Here is a 19,374-nt window from a genome sequence, read left to right on the forward strand (position 1 = left end):
TAAAAAAAAGGGGAACAGTGCTGTGACTATACGAAATTGGGTTAAATTTTTCTTGCGCGCGATGGCAATTGGTGGAGCGATTACAGCTGTTGTCGGACTAATTGTACGTTGGGACTTTTTTTATGGATATATACAATCAGGCGAGATTTGGCAATTTCTTGGTGCCTTTTTATGGATGGTCTTTTTAGGGTTTACGATGAGTGTCGTTGCACAGATGGGCTTCTTTGCTTATTTAACGGTTCATCAATTTGGCGTTAATATGTTCAGAACGCTTACATTATGGAACTGGGTGCAAATGCTGATTATAGTGGTTGTCCTATTTGACCTCGTGTTTTTCCGTTTCCAATTAACAAAAGAAGATACGGGACGCACGGTCTTATATATTTTCTTGTTGCTGGTGTTAATTACAGTATCTGCAATTACGGCATACTTTAAAGCCCAGTGGACAAAAAAACATGCGCTAATTTCTGCATTATTCTTTATGATCGTCATTACGACTCTAGAATGGCTACCGGCACTTATGGTAACCTCAGGAAACCGGGATGAATGGGTAACAATTCTTCTATTCCCGTTACTTGCAGTAAATGCCTTTCAGTTATTGGTTTTGCCGAAATACAACAGACAGTCCGATATAGACAAAGCAAAACTAGACAAGCGCCGCAACGAACGAAAAAAGTCCAAATCACTAAAAAAAGCCGCTAAAGCAAAATAAAAACGACGGGAGACTTTTCTCCGGTCGTTTTTTACTATGCAAAAAGATGTACGAATAATTGAATAGTTAAAATGGGAGCTATATAAGTAGTCTGGTCTTTGCGCTACAGAGTGGGACACAGTGAAATGCTATTTCTCTTCATTACTCGGGCACCTTTTTCGTCTTAATACTTGGTTTAAACAGAAGATCTTCAACAGATCGGAATGGTCGACTTGAAGATAAACGCTTCAAATCTTTCAAAGCTACCTGGTCGTCACGATGATGAGGAACTGCGATAATCTCGCCCGCTACTTTTTTCGGCAAATCACCATCTTTCCAATGAACAGTTGAACCAAGCGCATTTATTTCAGCCGAGTGTAGTAGTTGGAGCAGAGAGTGTGGGAATTGCTCGTCTACTGTTCGGAACCATAAGGGCTTGGCTTCGAAAACATCTTCGAATTGTTTCACTTGCAATGCAAATAATTCAGGATTTGTTTCGTATTGTTCACCTGCTACACCAAGCAATGCAACAGGCAATGAACGTGTCTTTATTTCTTCTACAAGTTCCGGAAAGCGCTGTGCCCAAGCGATATCTACAAATAATAAAGGAGCTGGGTCTATGAGCTGTTCTAGAAGATTTTCCACTTCTTGTTCGCCAAAGGAAATATTAACTGTCAAAGCAGAACCTTGTGCACCCCTTACAATGACAATAGGGTCGCCAGTTAAACGAAAAACAGTTAACAGAGAAGAAGAGGGCTTGAACAATTGCGGAACATATAAAACGCATAATAGACTTAAAATAGTGAGGAGTACAAGTTTTTTTAACATGAAAATCTCCTTATTCGTATAAAGTATAGCGTATTATATGAAAAAGGCTTGACGCATATGACGAGACCGCTATATACTAATAGAGGCTTGCAAGTAATGAAAAATACTTGTTGCACAAATATAAAAGCCATGTTATAATGGTTTTTGTCGTTAGAGATTAACGCTAACGTTCGTATTATTCCGCAGTAGCTCAGTGGTAGAGCAATCGGCTGTTAACCGATCGGTCGTAAGTTCGAGTCTTACCTGCGGAGTCATTTTATTGCTTCTATAGCTCAGCAGGTAGAGTGCTTCCATGGTAAGGAAGAGGTCGCCGGTTCGAGCCCGGCTAGAAGCTCCATGAACACATTTATATGGCCCCTTGGTCAAGCGGTTAAGACACCGCCCTTTCACGGCGGTATCACGGGTTCGAATCCCGTAGGGGTCACCATTTATACTTTTGAAATATGAATTTAACACGGTGGGGTAGCGAAGTGGCTAAACGCGGCGGACTGTAAATCCGCTCCCTCCGGGTTCGGCGGTTCGAATCCGTCCCCCACCACCATGTTTGTTATACTTGTAAATTCCTAATTATGTAGCCATCTACACGTTGGGGTATAGCCAAGCGGTAAGGCAACGGACTTTGACTCCGTCATTCGTTGGTTCGAATCCAGCTACCCCAGCCATTTTACTTAAAATCAATCGTTATTGTGTCTAATCCTCGTTATTTTGAAATAATGAAGGGTTTTTTTGTGATTAAATTTCTTAGGATATATTAAATTAAATATATTTACGTGTATACTATGTATAGGCAATTACTCTCGTAGAATAGAAGGAAAATATTTAAATATAGGGATTGTGATATATAGATGCAGAAGTTTCTCAGTGGTTTAGAGAAGTTCACTGGAAAAGATAGTGAAGAAGGATTACAGAAGATCCTTGGTGATATCGCTTATACATTGGAACAAGCAGCTATCGTCTCCATTACTGACTCTCGCGGCATTATACAATATGCTAATGAACATTTTGTAAAGCTGTCCAAATTCCCATTATCAGAACTAATTGGTGCCAAGCAAAGTATTATTAATTCGGGCTATCATGAAGCATCTTTTTTTAAGCAGATGTGGGCTACAATTGGAAGTGGTAAGACGTGGAGGGGCGACATTTGTAACCTCGCAAAAGATGGTTCGTACTATTGGGTTGATACGATAATTGTACCTTTCTTAAATGAAAAAAATAAACCGTACCAATATGTATCTATTCGATATGATATTACAGAAAGAAAATTAATGCAGGAGGAAATGCGCAAAAGTGCAGAGCTCTATGAAATTATAACTGCGAATGCATCTGATTTTATAGCGATTATTGATCGAGAGGGACAATTCCAATACGTTTCACCTTCTTTTGAAAAGTTGCTAGGATTTCAATTAAACAGTTTGATTTCCCGCTCTTTCTATTCACTGATTGATTTGAAAGATCAGAAAAGAGTTGAGAGGAGGGTTAAACAATTACATGGGTTCCAACAACAAGCCGTTAGTTTAGAATTTTCTTTTGAAGATGTAGAAGGCGGCTTGCATATCATGGAAGCGAAGATCAATGAAGTAAAAGAAACAATAGAGTATGGTGAGCAATTATTGGTTGTCATGCGTGATGTGACGGAACGTGTGAAGTCTGAAGAGAAAATCAGACATCTAGTTTATAATGACCAACTTACATCGTTGATGAACCGAAACACTTTCCAAGAACAGCTGGCATTAGCAATTGAACGGGCGCGTACTAGAAAGCAAGTATTTGCGCTCGTTCATATGAATATTGATCGTTTACGCTACGTAAATGATTTGTTTGGGCATGACGCAGGAGATTACTTGTTGGCGATGGTAGCTGAACGATTGAAGCATAAAACGGAATCAGAAAGCTTACTAGCTCGTATAGCCGGAGACGAATTCGCATTTATAGTAACAGGATTAACTGATGAGACTGAAATCTTTAACTACGTTGAAAGTGTCAGGAAATACTTGGAGCAACCTGTACAAATCGGAAAGCAGGCATATAACTTGTCAATTAGTAGTGGTATTTCATTATATCCTGAACACGCTAACAAGCCGTCTGAACTGGTGACAAAAGCAACATTAGCACTTGGAAAAGTGAAACTGCGTGGTGGCAGTGATAGTGAAATGTACGAACACGGCACATCTAAAATGTCATTAGAGCGAATTTTATTGGAAAATGAACTTCGGAAAAGTGTGCAACAACAACATTTCTATTTGGAATATCAGCCTAAAGTAAGTTTAGGTACGGGTGAATTAACTGGTGTGGAAGCGCTAGTACGCTGGAAACATCCGGATCTAGGTGTAATTCCACCAATGAAGTTTATTCCACTCGCGGAAGAAACGAAAATTATCGTTCCGCTAGGTGAATGGATTATGCGGGAAGTGTGTAAGCGTGCAGTGGCTGAAATGGAAGATGGCTTTTTCTGCAAATTTGCAGTTAATGTTTCGACTGTCCAGATTAGAGAAGAGGGATTTGTCGATTCGGTATTAAGTATACTGAATGAATTTAATGTTCCTTCTGAAATGATAGAGTTAGAGTTGACAGAAAGTACTTTCATAGATTTGGAAGGAATGAAGGAATCTATTCAAAAACTTCGTAGCAAAGGACTTACTGTAGCGATAGATGATTTTGGAACAGGTTATAGTACATTTAGTTATATTAAAGAACTTCCTGCGGATACAATTAAAATTGACATGGCGTTTGTCAAAGATATTTTGGAGAATGAAAATAGTCAGGCGATTGTAAAAGCGATTGTAATACTTGCGGACACTGCGGGCTTGAACGTTGTGGCAGAAGGTATCGAGATGAAAGAACAGGCAGAAATGCTTTATAGTCTTGGCTGTCGTGAAGGGCAAGGTTATTATTTTGGACGTCCAACTACTTTAGCCGAAGCTAAAAAGCGATTAAAAGTATAAATTTATCATAATGAAGTATGCTGTTAGGAGGAGATATTATTCGAAACTTAGAAATTTCCATGATTGGTGTGCCGGTAGATCTAGGCCAAAGTCGTAGGGGAGTAGATATGGGGCCGAGTGCGATCCGTTATGCGGGTGCAGTGGAGCGACTCAGAACATTGGGTCATCATGTAGTAGACGAAGGTAACATCGCTGTATCGCCAGTGCGTGAAAAACAGTGTGCTGAAGTAGGGTTGAAAAACCTGAAAGAAGTAACAGCGGCAACGCAAGAATTAGCACAGGCTGTTTCAGATATCGTAGCGAATAAAAAGTTTCCATTAGTCCTTGGTGGCGACCACAGTATCGCAATAGGCACACTTGCTGGATTAGCAGATCATTATAAAAACCTAGGCGTGATTTGGTATGATGCCCATGCGGATATGAATACGAGCGAAACATCACCGTCAGGAAATATTCATGGGATGCCACTTGCGGTTAGTATGGGTCTTGGACATGAACAACTTGTTAATGTGCATCGTCAAGGAGCGAAGATTGATCCAGAAAACGTAGTGATAATCGGAGCGCGTTCACTTGATCCAGGTGAAAGACAATTGATTAAGGAAAAAGGTATAAAAGTATTCACTATGCACGAAATTGATCGTTATGGTATGTCTGCTGTCATTCAGCAAACGCTAGATCATTTTACATCGCGAGCAGTTGATGGTGTTCACCTGTCATTAGATCTTGATGGACTAGATCCGCTTTATACCCCAGGTGTAGGAACCCCAGTACCAGGTGGCATCACGTACAGAGAAAGCCACTTAGCGTTGGAACTCTTGGAAGATGCGGGTGTCATCACATCAGCGGAATTCGTTGAGGTCAATCCAATCCTAGATAAATACAATAAAACGGCTGATGTAGCAGTCGCTTTGATTGGATCTTTATTTGGAGAAAAGTTATTATAAAATCGATTAGTGACGGTAGCCATTTGGCACCGTCACTTTTTTGTCTATAGATTTTCTAGCACACATGATCAAAAGAATGATAAAGTAGAAGTGGACATAAAAAATATAAAAAAATGAAACCAAATGAAGACTGCAACGTATATAAAGGGACAGCCGCATAGAGCGGAGGATGAAGCCTATTGGATGAATTAATAATTAAACGAGTAAAAGAAGTATTAAATGGTAATCAAGAAGCGTTTGAGGAGATTGTCATTCATTTTCAGCACCGCCTATATCAGGTGTGTTACCGCATGCTAAATAATGCGGCGGAAGCAGAGGATATTGCGCAAGAAGCATTTGTACGAGCGTATGTGAACTTGGAAACGTATGATCAAAAGCGGAAGTTTTCTACTTGGCTTTATCGTATAGCTACTAATTTATGCATTGATAGAATCCGTAAGAAAAAACCTGACTACTATTTGGATGCCACAGTACCAGGGACAGACGGACTGGATATGTATTCGCAACTTGCGACAGATCAACAATTACCAGAAGAAGTAGTAGAGAAGATGGAAATGAAAGATCGAGTTCAATACGAAGTGAACAGGCTGCCCGATAAATACCGAACGATTATTATTTTACGATATATGGAAGACCTACAGTTGCAGGAAATTGCTGATATTTTAGAGATGCCTTTAGGAACTGTCAAGACACGTGTGCATCGCGGAAGAGAAGCTCTTCGGCAACAAATGGGGAGTATGTAGGAGGTTGGATTCATGGAAAAATGTCCTAAACATGTTGTCCATTATATACATTTATATTTAGATGGTGAAATTAGCAACGAAGAAGAAGTACTCATGAATGAACACTTGAAAACGTGTGAAGAATGTCGACTAGTTTTAAAAGAACTAGAAGAGACAATCGCATTATTCGAAAACGTAGATGTTATAGAAGCACCCGTAGGATTTGCTTCCGGGGTTGCCGCAAGACTGCCACAGCCAACTATTCGAAGAGGCCCTACAAAGTGGTTGCGACAACATCCAATGATGGTAGCAGCGGCGCTATTCTTAATCTTAATGAGTGCATCCCTATTCTCAAGTTACGAAAATGAACAGCAGTTTTCATTTACTAAGCAGCCTAACCTGATCGTAGAAGGAGAGACTGTGATTGTGCCCGCTGGTGAGATCGTAAAAGGTGATCTCGTTGTGAAAAATGGAGATTTGAGAATTGAAGGGGAAGTTGATGGCAATGTAACTGTTATTAGGGGCTCGAAGTATATGGCGTCCACTGCAGTCATTACTGGATCAAGCGAAGAAATAAATGAAGTTTTCGATTGGCTATGGTATAAAATCAAGTCTGTGGCGAAGGATATTATTCCATCTTCTAAAGAACAAAAACCAGAAACTGAATAATATAAATGTATTAAATATAAGTGATGCGTGTAGCTAAAGCTCATGCATCACTTTTTGTTGTAATACAAATAGCACTGTGCCGTTTAGGTAGGCATGTTTGCTAGTAAATATGCTATACTAGATGAATAAGAACATTTGTAAAAGGTAGGGGAAGCACATGCCAGTTTTGGAGCAAGTAACAACAATAGCACCAATAGAAATACTGAAAAATATAGTGGATGTGCTTCTTGTTTGGTTTGTACTCTATAAATTAATTACTATTATTAAAGGGACAAAAGCCGTTCAACTACTAAAAGGAATCTTCGTCATTCTGATCGGGCGTTATGTAACGGAATGGCTCGGCTTGAAAACGCTTCAATGGATGATGGAAGAGGTTCTTCGCTGGGGTTTCTTAGCTGCAATTATTATATTTCAGCCGGAACTGCGCCGGGCGTTGGAGCAATTAGGAAGAGGTAGGCTGTTCGCACGCACTGCACTGCAAGAAGAAGAAGAGCGTGACCGTTTAGTCAGTGCCTTCGTCAAATCCGTTAGTTATATGGCTAAACGTCGGATAGGTGCTTTAATTACAATCGAAAAAGAAACAGGTTTAAACGAATATATTGAAACGGGAATTTCGATGAATTCAGATATCACATCTGAATTGCTGATCAATATTTTCATTCCGAATACTCCGTTGCATGATGGAGCAGTTATTGTAACTAAAAATCGTATTGCCGCTGCAGCTTGTTATTTGCCGTTATCTGAGAGTCCATTCATCTCGAAGGAACTTGGTACTCGTCACCGGGCAGCGCTAGGTATCAGTGAAGTAACAGATGCTGTAACGATTATTGTGTCCGAGGAGACAGGTGCTGTTAGCTTAACGGTGGGTGGAGAAATCAATCGTCACTTAGACATGGAGGAATTTGAAAAGCTACTAAGGATTTCTTGGTTTGGGCACACAACCGACCAAGCGGAAACTTCTCGATGGAAGTGGGGGAAGAGAAAAAATGGATAAATTCATGGACAGCCCCTGGTTCTTGCGTCTGATTGCATTGTTCTTGGCGGTCACGTTATTTTTCTCAGTAAAAGCCGAAGATCAAGCGAGTCGCAATACTGCAAATGATGTATTCGAACTTTTTCAAGACGTGCCGGTAGAGGTATATTATGATACAGAAAACCTAGTCGTAACAGGTGCTCCGGAAAGGGTCAATATGACAATTGAAGGCCCCCCTAATATTGTTCAAACAACAAAACTGTTAAAGGACTTTACATTAAAACTGGATTTAAATAACTTAACTTTAGGTGAGCATGCTGTTCGTATACAAGTTGAGAATGTGTCAGATAAGTTGGATGTTCGTTTGGACCCTGCTACTGTCCATATCACTATTGAAGAGAAAGTTACGCAGTCCTTCCGTGTAGATCCAGAGATGAATACAAAATTGCTAGCTGAAGGTTATGAAGTGAAAAGTATGGAAGTTCAGCCGTCTACGATTAACGTAACAGGCGCAAAAAGTATTGTAGATTCTATTAGTTTTGTGAAGGTCTCTGTCACAGGAGACACTAATCTAAATAAATCATTCGAGAAAAAAGCACGTGTACGTGTATTGGATCGTGACTTGAATAAGTTATCTGTTGTGTTAGATCCTGAAGAAGTGACGGTTAAGGTAGATATTAAAGAATATAGTCGCGAGATACCAGTGAGGTTAAGCCGAAAAGGCAAGACAGACAATGGGATCACCATTGAAAGTATAGCAGCGGAAGATAAGTTCGTTCGTGTATTTGGGTCAAAAAGTATAGTAGATGCTTTAATAGACATTCCTATAGAAGTAGACCTATCCGAAGTTAGTAAATCAGGAATCATAGAATCGGATGTCAAAAAGCCAAAAGGTGCTAGTAAAACAACACCGAGTAAAGTGAAAGTCCAAGTGAAGATATATGATCAGTCTACTGAAGATTAGCCTAAGCGAGATAATGATGCAGAACAGTAAGAATTAGCATCCTATGGATAACCCAATAGGATATAATTGAAAGGAAGAATTGAACATGACAAAGTATTTTGGCACAGATGGTGTTCGAGGTGTAGCAAATACCGAATTGACACCGGAGCTTGCATTTAAATTAGGAAGAATTGGCGGCTACTTATTCACCAGAGAAGTAGAAGGAAAAGCAGAAGTGCTTGTTGGACGGGATACACGAATTTCTGGTTCAATGCTCGAAAACTCCTTGATAGCAGGATTATTATCTGTTGGTGTAGAGGTAATGACGCTTGGTGTAATAAGTACGCCAGGGGTTTCTTATTTAACAAGAGTGATGAACGCACAGGCGGGGGTCATGATTTCCGCATCCCACAATCCGGTAGAAGATAACGGGATTAAGTTTTTTGGTTCGGATGGATTCAAATTAACTGATGCACAAGAGGCTGAGTTCGAAGCGTTATTACAAGCAGAAGAAGATACTTTGCCACGCCCGGTCGGGAGCGAAGTTGGGACAATTACGGAATATTTAGAGGGTGGACAAAGGTACATTCAATATTTAAAACAAATAGTGGATGAAGACTTTGAAGGAATCCATGTGGCGCTCGATTGTGCGCACGGTGCTACTTCTGTATTAGCGACGCATGTATTTGCTGATCTAGATGCGGATCTTACAACGATGGGTACATCTCCAAATGGTTTGAATATAAATGATCAAGTAGGATCTACACATCCTGAAACTCTTGCAGCGTTGGTAGTAGAAAAGAATGCGGATATCGGTTTAGCTTTCGATGGTGATGGCGATCGTCTTATTGCTGTGGATGAAAAAGGAAATATTATAGATGGCGATCAAATCATGTATATTGTGGCTCGATACTTACATAGTAAAGGTCGTTTGAAGGCTGACACAGTTGTATCGACTGTGATGAGTAATCTCGGTTTTTATAAAGCACTTGAAGAAGTTGGAATAAAGAGTGTGCAAACAGCAGTAGGTGACCGTTACGTTGTAGAAGAAATGCGTAGAAGTCATTATAATCTAGGTGGAGAGCAATCAGGCCATATTATTTTATTGGATTATAATACAACGGGCGACGGCCTTCTGACAGCATTACAATTAGTTAATATCATGCAACAGACAGGTAAGAAGTTATCCGAATTAGCTAGTGACATGACAATCTATCCACAAGAATTAATAAATATCCGTGTGGCTGATAAGCATGCCGTGATGGAAAATTTACGTATTGTTGGTGTCATCAAAGAAGTGGAACAGGAAATGTCGGGACAAGGACGTGTGCTTGTGCGGCCATCTGGAACGGAGCCTCTTGTTCGTGTAATGGTTGAAGCTGCATCAAAGGAACAATGTGCTAACTATGCTGAACGGATATCACAAGTAGTAAAAGAAGAGATGGGCCTCGAGTAAATGAATATCCAAGCTGGAAGTGCTAATGCATGAGTTTCCAGCTTTCTTTTCGTTGAATGAGTAATCCGCAGTGAAAACTAGTGGGAAATGCTTCCGATGAACGGAGGGGTAAGAGGATGAGTCAAAAGAAATATCAGGATATGTTGGCACAGCGAACAGAGAAGAGCTTTGAAGAGTGGAAATTAAGAGGAAGTTTGACAGAACGGGAACTGTATTATTTTCTACACAAACTTAAGGGGACATCCGGAACTATTGGATTACAGCAATTATCTTTATATTGTGCATCGCAGCTAGAAATTCTAACGTCTTCCAATGACCAGAAGATTCCAGTGTCGTCGTTGGAAAACTTGAAAAATCGTATTCGCTCATATTTTTCTGAATCAGCAGATGAAAAGAAAGAGGAGTTTCAATTACCTGAGCGTTATATTAATCGTCTTGATCAAGAGACGTTCGTTCTAATTATCGATGATGATTTAGAATTTGTTTCTTATTTAAAAGAACTACTAGAGAAATTAGGTGCGCAAGTTATCATTTCATTAAATGGTAAGCGAGGAATTGAACAATTTTACTCTATGCGACCTAGCATTGTTATAGTGGATCATAAGCTACCTGATATGTCCGGTTTTGAAGTTCTTGATCAAATAGCAGAGACGGCCAGACAGAAAAATACGACACTTGCCATTTCTAGTGAGAATCCTACAAAAGAACTTCAAATAGAGAGCTATCGTAGAGGAGCAATGGATTTTATCTCTAAACCTTTTGATATGGACATTTTTTTCCCTTACTTATTTAATCGTCAACAGCTCCAACAGGCAATCAGTAGCAGTATAATTACAGATAGTTTGACAGGTATAGGAAATCGACGTTATTTTGATGAAGTAATAAATAGCTGGGCGAAAACGGCGGATCAGTCGGAGTGTATTTTTTCACTCGTAATGGTGGACTTAGATCATTTCAAGCAAGTAAATGATCTATATGGGCATCCTGCAGGTGATCGGGTTCTTCGGAAATTCGGTGAAATCATGAAGCAAGAAAAGCGCGAAGGTGATTATGTATTTAGGTATGGAGGAGAAGAATTTGCTTTTCTTCTCAGCAATGTAGAAGCCGAAGATGCAATACATGTTGTTGAGCGTGTGCGAAAAAAATTCAATGCTGAAGAGTTTACTTCTGGTGAAAAAGTGTTTAATGTCACATTTTCAGCAGGAAGCGCAACTTACAGTGGAAATACGGCTGAACTGATTTCTTCTGCCGATCAGGCACTTTATGAAGCGAAGCGTAATGGACGAAATCAGACAGTGATTTATGATCAATGTCGCCTTGTTGTTCAACGTAAATTGATAGTAATTATTGTGGACGACGATTCATTCATTCGGCAAATTCTTCAACATACGTTATTGGAGTTGAAATCTCGTGATATGGAGATAACGGTGAAGACGTATTCTGACGGTCCTACATTCCTTGAGGATGATTGGTATACGCCGGATGACTATTTCATTGTATTGCTAGATGGCGTGATGCCGAAAATGGATGGCTTGGAAGTGTTAAGTCGTTTAAAGAGTGATCATGCTAAAACAAATGTAACAGTTTCTATGATGACAGCTAGAAAAAGTGCGAATGATATTAAGGCAGCATTATGGTTAGGTGCTGATGATTATATTATTAAACCTTTCGAACCGTCAGAAGTCCTTGGGCGTATAGACAAGTTAGCTAATCGCTTGTTTGATAAGAGAGAATAGAAGGGGGAATACGCCTTGACGCATCCAGCAAAAAAGATACTAGTCGTAGATGATGAAGATATTTTACGCATGCTGTTGACAGATACATTGGAGTTTGAAGGATTTCTAGTAGATGAAGCGGAAGATGGCTTGGAAGGACTACGGAAGATTCAAGAAAATCAGTATGATGCAATTCTTTTAGATTATATGATGCCCCATTTGACTGGCTTGGAAGTATTAGAAAGAATACAACCACTGAATCTGGATATACCTGTAATCATGTTGACTGCTAAAGCACAGCAAGCTGATCAGGAAGTAGCTATGAAAAAGGGTGCTTCGTATTTCGTGCCTAAACCGTTTAGTCCAGCTGAATTGATCGAATTACTGAAGTCTATCATTTAATTCAGAAAAACGTCCTCTCCACTTTCTGTGGAGAGGACGTTTTTCATTTATTTTCAGGATATAAAATACTTCCATCTTTATGATTAATAGCTTGTATGACAGTGGTTGATAGGTCGTGAATCGGATAAGGTTTTGTTAAATAGTCATTTACTTGAAACTGCTCCATGAGTTGAGTTTCCTTTTCTAGTGAAGAGGAGATAATGATTGGGATCGTTGACGTCATCACGTCTTCTTTCATTTTTTTAATTAAATTCCAACCATTCTCATCGTTGGAAAGTTTTAAGTCTACTACAACAGCAGCAGGACGCATTTTTTGTATAGAACTAAAAGCCTCTTCTATTGCGGAGTAGTATACGACTGAAAAATCATGAGTAGACAATTCTTCTCCTAGTAGTAGCGCTATATTCACGTCGTCTTCTACTATCGTAATAAGAGGTTTCTTTACATCAATAGATTCTATAGGTAGCCGTTGTTTGAGCGGCAAAGAAAAGAATATCGTTGTGCCAACATCGATAGTTGATTCAACCCATATCTTTCCCTCATGATCAGTAATAATCTCCTTACAAATAGATAAACCAAGGCCCGTACCACCTATTTTCCTTTTCGAACTATTGTCAAAGCGATAGAACTTTTCAAATAGGTGACTGATATCTTGTTGTGGAATTCCAATTCCTTCATCTGCGATTGAAACAATAATTGAATCCTGCTGATTCCATAGTGTCACTTTTACGTCACCGCCATCGGGTGAAAACTTCAAAGAATTTCCTAATATATTAGTAAAGACTTGTTGTATTCGCCCTTGATCAGCTACAACTGTAGAGGACCAAGTCATATCTCGAATAGAAATAGTATGCGTTGAGGATTGAACAGTTAAATTATCTACTGTTCTTTTTGCAATTTCTACTACAGAAACATCATCCATGACATATGTCTGACGTCCTGACTCCATACGCTGAATATCTAGAAAGTCATTGATCAAAGCAGTTAATCGATTAGCTTCACTATGAATTGTTTCTAAATATCTTTTTTTCCGCTTGTCATCCATCTCTTTGTTCAACAGTAACTCAGAAAAGCCTAAAATGCTTGATAACGGTGTTCTTAGTTCATGGCTTACAGTTGATACTAACTCTGTCTTCATCTTATCCACTTCAAATTCATGCGTAACATCACGATGAACGAAGATGGTTCCTACCATTTCACCTTGTATCGTAATTGGAACACTATAAACATTCATGACGCGTGACGTTTTAGAAGGCACTGTGATTACATAAGTAATGTGGTTAATTTCTGTATGGTTTGGATCTAGTGCATTATTCAAGAAGTTTCTATATTTATCAGGTTCTTCAATTTGCTGCATGAAATACTTTTCCCATTCATCTCTTGTCCATAACTTATTATCGGTTTCCGGTTCCATTCCTAATAATTCGAATAGAGTGGCATTGTACTTATCGCCTTCATCATTAGTTGAAACGAAGCGAATACCTTCATTAATATTATCTAAAATGCTCTGATTCAACTGACGTTCGTGACTAATTAATTCATATTGCTCGATACGGTCTACTGAAAGGGCAATGCGTTTGATCAAGCCGTATAAGTCTGCCTGATCCTCTTCAGTAAATGGTTTTCCAATACGTGAGATTATAGATACCACACTTAGCTCGTTTGTTGAATTATAAACACCAGTTACAAAATCATAAACGTAGGTTGTATTGTCCGCTATACCTTTTTCATATTCTGCTTCACGTTTGATCACGAAGTAGGGTTCGGTTTCTAGTCGAATCTTTATATAGTCCAAGCGCTCTGATTTCACTTTATTAAAGAATGATTCAGACATCCCCTTTAATGAATAGATATCACATTTCGGGAACCAAAGGAAACTGACGTCTGAGTGATAAATTGTATTGAGGTAAGCAGCAGTTTGATCACAGACTTCTTGCTTATCTAATGAAAACGACTGTAAATTACTTAAGCCATTGTATCGCTCTAGACGTACACGGGAGAAGCGTGCCTCTGATAATGCATACTCCATTTTTGTCTGGCGATGGAATAACTCTTCTTGTTGTGTTAGCAATTCTTCATTTTGTGACAGTAGTTCTTGTTCGTTGGATTGAATACGTTCTATCATTTCGTGAATAGCTCGTGATAAAGCGCCAATTTCATCTTCTTTCTTAATCGGTTGGAAAAGGATAGTTCCCTCTACCTCATATTGGTTGGCAGCGTGCGTTATTTTCTCGATGGGACGTATTACGCGATTCATCACATTCCATACCATATAGATTGGTATGGAAAGAAAACTGAAGCCGAGCAACGTAATAAGTAAGAAGAATAAATTTGTTTGCCTTTTTATTTGTTCGTAAGACTCTGAAAGATCATTTTTGACGTTAAGGCTGTAGTCATTGGCATATTGAATAAAATTATTTACAGACTGATTCGCTCCACCTTTAGCCAAATCATGTAGACCTTCATAATCATCAGATTGAACAAATTGAATTGCTTTTGGCAATGTAATATTCTCATATTGTACTAAGAAGTTATCAATCTCTCTAATGGTTTTCTGTTCTTCAGGGGTAAGAGAAAGTGCCTTGAACTCACGAGAATACATATGAATTTCCGTAATTGCCTGATAAGCTGCATTTAGTTCATCTTCTATCTGAAACGCATAGTATCCACGTATTCTAAAAAACAAATCCTGGATAGAGTTTGAAATTTCTTCGACTAATTGCGCTTTTTCGAATGTATTCTGTTGTTTTTTTTCAGTTTCGTTCCATGAACTTTTAACATATGCATACATACTGCCCATACCTAGTACGGCGATTAAAAGTGAAACAATAAATACATTTATATATTGTCGGCGAATACTTTTCTTATACGACATAAGGTTTCCCCTTCCTACCTACCTTCTTCTATATATCTATTCTATCATTTATAGAAGAAAACGGGCAGAAAGTTATTTATAATTAGCCGAAACGTCCATTTATATAGTCGTCTGTTAACTGGTCTGTAGGGGAGTTGAATAGTACGGATGTTGGTGCCATTTCAATCATTTCACCGTGTAAGAAAAATGCTGTTTGATCAGAAATTCGTGCTGCCTGTTGCATATTATGTGTCACGATAATGATTGTGACCTCTTGCTTAAGTTGTGTGATGAGTTCTTCGACTTTATGAGTAGAGATAGGATCAAGCGCTGAAGTCGGCTCATCCATCAGCAATACTTCAGGTGATACGGCTAATGCGCGAGCGATGCAAAGTCGCTGTTGCTGACCACCGGATAAACTCATGGCAGGTGTGTGCAGACGATCTTTTACTTCGTCCCATAATGCAGCTTTACGTAAGCTGTCTTCCACGACTTGATCAATGAGTTCTTTTTTTCGGACCCCTTGAATTTTTAAGCCAAATGCAACATTTTCAAAAATAGATTTAGGAAAAGGATTCGGCTTTTGGAAGATCATACCGACTTTCGTGCGTAGTAACTCAACAGGTAATGTAGGAGAGAAAATTGTTTCATCCATATATGTCAGTGTTCCAGAAATATGCACGTTTGCTTGTAGTTCGACCATGCGATTGAGTGTTTTCAAAAAAGTAGACTTCCCGCAGCCAGAAGGCCCAATAATGGCGGTTGCTTCTTTTTCGTGAATGGTGACGTCCAAGTTTCTTAGTGCGTGTGATGTTCCATACCATAGATTTAGTTTGTCTGTTTTATATACGGGCTTATTCCAATTTGCATTATTCATCACGTGAAGTTTTGGTTCTGCTGTCGTTTCTTTAAGTACCATCGGTTGAAAACCTCCATAATATTCGTTAATTTAACTGTACAGGAGGTGTGTTGAGGGAGTATGAAGGAAATGTTAAGAGTTTGTAAAAGTGATTATAATTTTTAAAGTAGTACAATCCCGATACACTAGCATATTTTTCTGGAAAAACTTCAGCCATCACCTGCATTTGTCTAAAATAAAAAAGGAACACAATTAAAAAAGTTGTGTTCCCCATTTGCTTATTCAAAAATATACTGTAACGCACTTACTGCTTGTTCTACTGATTCTACGGTTACATGTGCTTTGCGTGAGAGTTCTTTTAATGGATGGTGATGGTTTTCTTGTCGAATCAAGATTAGCGGTTTGTCAAAAGCGATTGCGGCACTCGCATCCATCGCAGTGTTCCATTGCTTATACTGTTCGCCAAACAATGCAATCACGATATCTGATTTCTTCATGAGGATCTCAGTTCGTAAGTTATTGAAACTTGAAGCGGCTACATCTTTGAATATCTTATCCGGCTGTTCCCCCAGAATTTCCTCGCCGATATTGTCTGAACGGTCATGGTCTTCCATTGGGCCGACAAAATCGATAGGTAATTGTAAGTCCTTTGCTTGCTGTTTGACTTCTTCTCGCCAAGATGTATGAATCTCCCCAGCTAGGTATACTGTTAATCGCATAAAATATCCCCTCCTAGTTTGATAGCCTTCATTGTATCATGCTTGTCCGTTTCGTTCAGCAGTATGGTACACTGAATGAAAAAGAGGAGCGATCATTAAATGAACGGACAAAATCGAGCAGATGTTAAGCCAGGTTTACGCGTGGCTATTATTTTGAAGAAGGATCAACGAAGTGGTGTGAAGACGGAAGGTGTCGTTAAAGATTTATTGACCAATTCAAGTTTTCATCCGCATGGTATTAAAGTGCGGTTAGAGGATGGACAAGTTGGACGTGTAGCAGAGATTTTAGGTTAAGAACTAAGGTGTCCTACACCGCACAGGCCCTCCCGAACGCGACCGCCTGGAGCGCAGTGAAACGGTAACTTACTCACCATCTCAAATGTATAAACAAAACACATAGTAGCCATCGCTATGTGTTTTTTGCGTTTTCAGGACTATTCGCAACTAGACGTTCATAGGATAAGGTATGGACAAACAGTTACACACATTGTCTAAGCAAAAATTGGAGGCGGATGAATCATCGAAACGAAAAACAAAGCGGGTTTGACTAGACGGGATATTTTGAAAACAACAGGGATTGCTACAGGTGTTTTATTAGGAGGCGGCCTGATTGGCGGTCTGGTCGGATATAAAAGCAAGAAATCCAAAAATGTTTTAAAAGAGGACAAGACTGAACAGGTGGACTTGGAAGTAGGTGGGTATGGCCAAATGTTTTTCGCCAATCCGAATGAATTTGACATACTATCCGCTGCTATCAAACGAATTTTCCCTGAATATGAAATCGGTTCAGGAGTGTCATATTTCATTGACAATCAATTGGTAGGTAACTACGGAAGTAATTTAGAGAAATATACGCAAGAAACGCTACGTCTAGACGAATCTACACAAAGCGATCAGACGCATCTCACACGCGGGGAAATATTCAGGCAAGGCATTGCGAAACTAGAAGAAGAAGCGATTCGAGTGTTCGGCAAATGTTTCGTCGAGTTGGAAGAAGAACAAATGGACTGTATTTTAAATTCTTTCAAACGTAATGAAGTGAGCATGCCAGATGTTTCGTCCGGGTTGTTCTACAGTTTGTTGCTCTCTGCAACATTGAAAGGAATCTATTCTGATCCGAACTATAACGGCAATCTGAATATAGAGGGCATATCAGAGCATCAACTATCTTTTCTCAATGAAATTGAAAGTGAGAAAGCCCTCAAACTAGAACCGCAACCCGTTGGTAGTTTAGAACAGTGAGCAGAAGTTAGAAAATAAGCTAACATCGATATCTTTTTATACGAAAAGCCTCGTCTATGCTCTAGACGAGGCTTTAGACTGTACAAGCACTTAATGAGTTCAAGGGGTATATGGTACACTGGAAAAATAGAGGGGGGCTGAATTCTCATGTATGAGTTGAAGACGAAGCAAACCGACAATAGTGTAATTGAATTTATTGAGAATGTAGACAATCCGAAAAAGCGCGAGGATGCCTTCCGATTGCTTGACATCTTTACCGAGACTACTGGTTATGAAGCGAAAATGTGGGGGCCTAGCATCATCGGATTTGGCTCTTATCATTATGTATACAAAACGGGACATGAAGGGGACGCACCGCTTGTAGGATTTTCCCCACGCAAGGCGAAAATCAGCTTATACTTCACAACAGGTGATTCTGAACGTGAACAGCTACTGGAGAGATTCGGTAAGCATACAAGCGGTAAGTCTTGCGTGTATATTACCAAAGTGGCGGATATTGATGTGGATGTGCTGAAGGAGTTGATTCAGCAAACTGTTACATTTTTAGAAGAGTTATATCCAACTGAATCGGAATGAAAAAAACGAGAGGTGATTATAGCCTCTCACTTTTTCTGATTAGTTTAATACTAGAATAGCACTCATAGTTAACGTAGTGAACTACCCACCACTTAACATCCTATCCGGCTGTTTGAAGTGGGGGCTTCTCGACTTATCGTTGCTTTTACAAGCCAACAAAAACAGACCTAGCTAACCCTCTTGTTCCAAAAGTTTTGTATTCATGGTTTATTCATTTGCTAACAAACGAAGGCCTTCATTTTTGATATTTAGAGCAGAGTTATAGTCCCTATCGAGTACTGAACCGCAGGAACAACTATAGACCCGTTCCGACAATGGCATTTCTTTTTGATCGCCACAGCTAGAACACATTTTTGTAGAAGGAAACCACTTGTCTATTTTGATTAATCGCTTTCCCTGTTCTTTCAGTTTATAGTCTAAGAATGACGTAAACATTCCCCATCCATTATCATGGACACTTTTTCCGAAACGGAGGGCTTGCGACATTCCTTTCATATTCAAATCTTCTATGATGACAGCATCAAACGAAACAGCTAAAGATTTTGACTTATGATGCAGGAAGTTCTTGCGTTGATTAGCCACTTTCTCTTGCAATTTAGCGACTACCATTCGTTGCTTATTCCAACGAGAAGAGCCCTTTGTGCGCCTAGACAGTATGCGTTGTTCTTTTGCTAATCGAGCCAACATTTGACGATAGTAGCGGGGATAATTGGCTTTCTCATCTTCGCTACTTACGTAAAGTTCAGCCATCGCAAAATCTAATCCAACGATACTTTCTATTTCTTTCTGAACGATTTCTTTTTCATATTCAGTTAAGATAGAGACATAATATGCGCCTG

General features: G+C 39.4%; 18 protein-coding genes and 5 tRNA genes. 18 read left to right on the plus strand and 5 right to left on the minus strand.

Annotation, left to right across the window (positions count from 1 at the left end; translation table 11 throughout):
• Window positions 1-22 precede the first annotated feature (22 nt).
• The gene (locus ORD22_RS03950) at window positions 23-712 is read left to right on the plus strand and encodes a KinB-signaling pathway activation protein (RefSeq protein ID WP_317644578.1); all 690 of its coding nucleotides are present in this window, start codon (window positions 23-25) and stop codon (window positions 710-712) included.
• Window positions 713-853: 141 nt separating this feature from the next.
• Here the strand turns inward: ORD22_RS03950 and ORD22_RS03955 are convergent, their stop codons facing one another.
• Window positions 854-1,519 carry a polysaccharide deacetylase family protein gene (locus ORD22_RS03955; RefSeq protein WP_317644579.1) on the minus strand — a complete coding sequence of 222 codons (666 nt, stop codon included), beginning with the start codon at window positions 1,517-1,519 and terminating at the stop codon, window positions 854-856.
• A 179-nt stretch (window positions 1,520-1,698) separates the two neighbouring features.
• Here ORD22_RS03955 and ORD22_RS03960 point away from each other — a divergent pair.
• From ORD22_RS03960 to ORD22_RS04025, 14 genes are all read left to right on the plus strand, one after another.
• Window positions 1,699-1,770: transfer RNA gene (locus ORD22_RS03960), tRNA-Asn, on the plus strand.
• 10 nt (window positions 1,771-1,780) lie between these two features.
• Window positions 1,781-1,856, plus strand: a tRNA-Thr gene (locus ORD22_RS03965).
• A gap of 15 nt (window positions 1,857-1,871) precedes the next feature.
• A tRNA-Glu gene (locus tag ORD22_RS03970) sits at window positions 1,872-1,946 on the plus strand.
• Between the two features lie 29 nt (window positions 1,947-1,975).
• Window positions 1,976-2,060 (plus strand) — tRNA-Tyr (locus ORD22_RS03975).
• A gap of 46 nt (window positions 2,061-2,106) precedes the next feature.
• Window positions 2,107-2,181 (plus strand) — tRNA-Gln (locus ORD22_RS03980).
• 183 nt (window positions 2,182-2,364) lie between these two features.
• Entirely contained in the window at window positions 2,365-4,461 is a 2,097-nt protein-coding gene (locus ORD22_RS03985) for an EAL domain-containing protein (protein WP_317644580.1), read from the plus strand.
• Window positions 4,462-4,499: 38 nt separating this feature from the next.
• On the plus strand, window positions 4,500-5,405 hold the full coding sequence (rocF, locus tag ORD22_RS03990) for an arginase (protein WP_317644605.1): 906 nt from the start codon (window positions 4,500-4,502) through the stop codon (window positions 5,403-5,405).
• A gap of 179 nt (window positions 5,406-5,584) precedes the next feature.
• Window positions 5,585-6,148, plus strand: a complete 564-nt coding sequence (gene sigW / locus ORD22_RS03995; RefSeq protein ID WP_317644581.1) for an RNA polymerase sigma factor SigW — start codon at window positions 5,585-5,587, stop codon at window positions 6,146-6,148.
• A gap of 12 nt (window positions 6,149-6,160) precedes the next feature.
• On the plus strand, window positions 6,161-6,796 hold the full coding sequence (locus ORD22_RS04000) for a zf-HC2 domain-containing protein (RefSeq protein ID WP_317644582.1): 636 nt from the start codon (window positions 6,161-6,163) through the stop codon (window positions 6,794-6,796).
• A gap of 157 nt (window positions 6,797-6,953) precedes the next feature.
• Complete coding sequence (cdaA, locus tag ORD22_RS04005) at window positions 6,954-7,790, plus strand: diadenylate cyclase CdaA (RefSeq protein ID WP_317644583.1); 837 nt, start codon at window positions 6,954-6,956, stop codon at window positions 7,788-7,790.
• Window positions 7,783-8,733 carry a CdaR family protein gene (locus ORD22_RS04010; RefSeq protein WP_317644584.1) on the plus strand — a complete coding sequence of 317 codons (951 nt, stop codon included), beginning with the start codon at window positions 7,783-7,785 and terminating at the stop codon, window positions 8,731-8,733. Before cdaA ends, ORD22_RS04010 begins: the two co-directional genes overlap by 8 nt.
• 85 nt (window positions 8,734-8,818) lie before the next feature.
• Complete coding sequence (glmM, locus tag ORD22_RS04015; RefSeq protein WP_317644585.1) at window positions 8,819-10,168, plus strand: phosphoglucosamine mutase; 1,350 nt, start codon at window positions 8,819-8,821, stop codon at window positions 10,166-10,168.
• A 116-nt stretch (window positions 10,169-10,284) separates the two neighbouring features.
• Window positions 10,285-11,904 (plus strand): diguanylate cyclase, encoded by a 1,620-nt coding sequence (locus ORD22_RS04020; RefSeq protein WP_317644586.1) that lies wholly within the window; start codon window positions 10,285-10,287, stop codon window positions 11,902-11,904.
• A 15-nt stretch (window positions 11,905-11,919) separates the two neighbouring features.
• Entirely contained in the window at window positions 11,920-12,285 is a 366-nt protein-coding gene (locus ORD22_RS04025) for a response regulator transcription factor (RefSeq protein WP_317644587.1), read from the plus strand.
• A gap of 43 nt (window positions 12,286-12,328) precedes the next feature.
• Here ORD22_RS04025 and ORD22_RS04030 read toward each other — a convergent pair whose 3' ends face one another.
• The 3 genes from ORD22_RS04030 to ORD22_RS04040 all read right to left on the minus strand — a co-directional run bounded on the left by ORD22_RS04030 (window position 12,329) and on the right by ORD22_RS04040 (window position 16,717).
• A complete protein-coding gene (locus ORD22_RS04030; RefSeq protein WP_317644588.1) occupies window positions 12,329-15,160 on the minus strand; it encodes an ATP-binding protein in 2,832 nt (943 codons plus the stop codon).
• Window positions 15,161-15,242: 82 nt separating this feature from the next.
• Window positions 15,243-16,016 (minus strand): phosphate ABC transporter ATP-binding protein PstB, encoded by a 774-nt coding sequence (pstB, locus tag ORD22_RS04035; protein ID WP_317644606.1) that lies wholly within the window; start codon window positions 16,014-16,016, stop codon window positions 15,243-15,245.
• Between the two features lie 260 nt (window positions 16,017-16,276).
• Window positions 16,277-16,717, minus strand: coding sequence for a YtoQ family protein (locus tag ORD22_RS04040; RefSeq protein ID WP_317644589.1), 441 nt, complete (start codon window positions 16,715-16,717; stop codon window positions 16,277-16,279).
• Between the two features lie 99 nt (window positions 16,718-16,816).
• Here ORD22_RS04040 and ORD22_RS04045 point away from each other — a divergent pair, with 99 nt between their 5' ends.
• The 3 genes from ORD22_RS04045 (at window position 16,817) to ORD22_RS04055 (ending at window position 18,535) form a co-directional block, all read left to right on the plus strand.
• Window positions 16,817-17,011, plus strand: coding sequence for a YwbE family protein (locus tag ORD22_RS04045; RefSeq protein WP_099687670.1), 195 nt, complete (start codon window positions 16,817-16,819; stop codon window positions 17,009-17,011).
• 267 nt (window positions 17,012-17,278) lie between these two features.
• A complete protein-coding gene (locus ORD22_RS04050) occupies window positions 17,279-17,959 on the plus strand; it encodes a gluconate 2-dehydrogenase subunit 3 family protein (RefSeq protein WP_317644590.1) in 681 nt (226 codons plus the stop codon).
• A gap of 147 nt (window positions 17,960-18,106) precedes the next feature.
• Window positions 18,107-18,535 carry a DUF1801 domain-containing protein gene (locus ORD22_RS04055; protein ID WP_317644591.1) on the plus strand — a complete coding sequence of 143 codons (429 nt, stop codon included), beginning with the start codon at window positions 18,107-18,109 and terminating at the stop codon, window positions 18,533-18,535.
• Between the two features lie 207 nt (window positions 18,536-18,742).
• Here the strand turns inward: ORD22_RS04055 and ORD22_RS04060 are convergent.
• Window positions 18,743-19,374 (minus strand): RNA-guided endonuclease InsQ/TnpB family protein (locus ORD22_RS04060; protein ID WP_317644592.1); only part of this gene is annotated, 632 nt, incomplete at its 5' end.

It is taken from the genome of Sporosarcina sp. GW1-11 (assembly GCF_033088395.1).
GTDB lineage: Bacteria > Bacillota > Bacilli > Bacillales_A > Planococcaceae > Sporosarcina.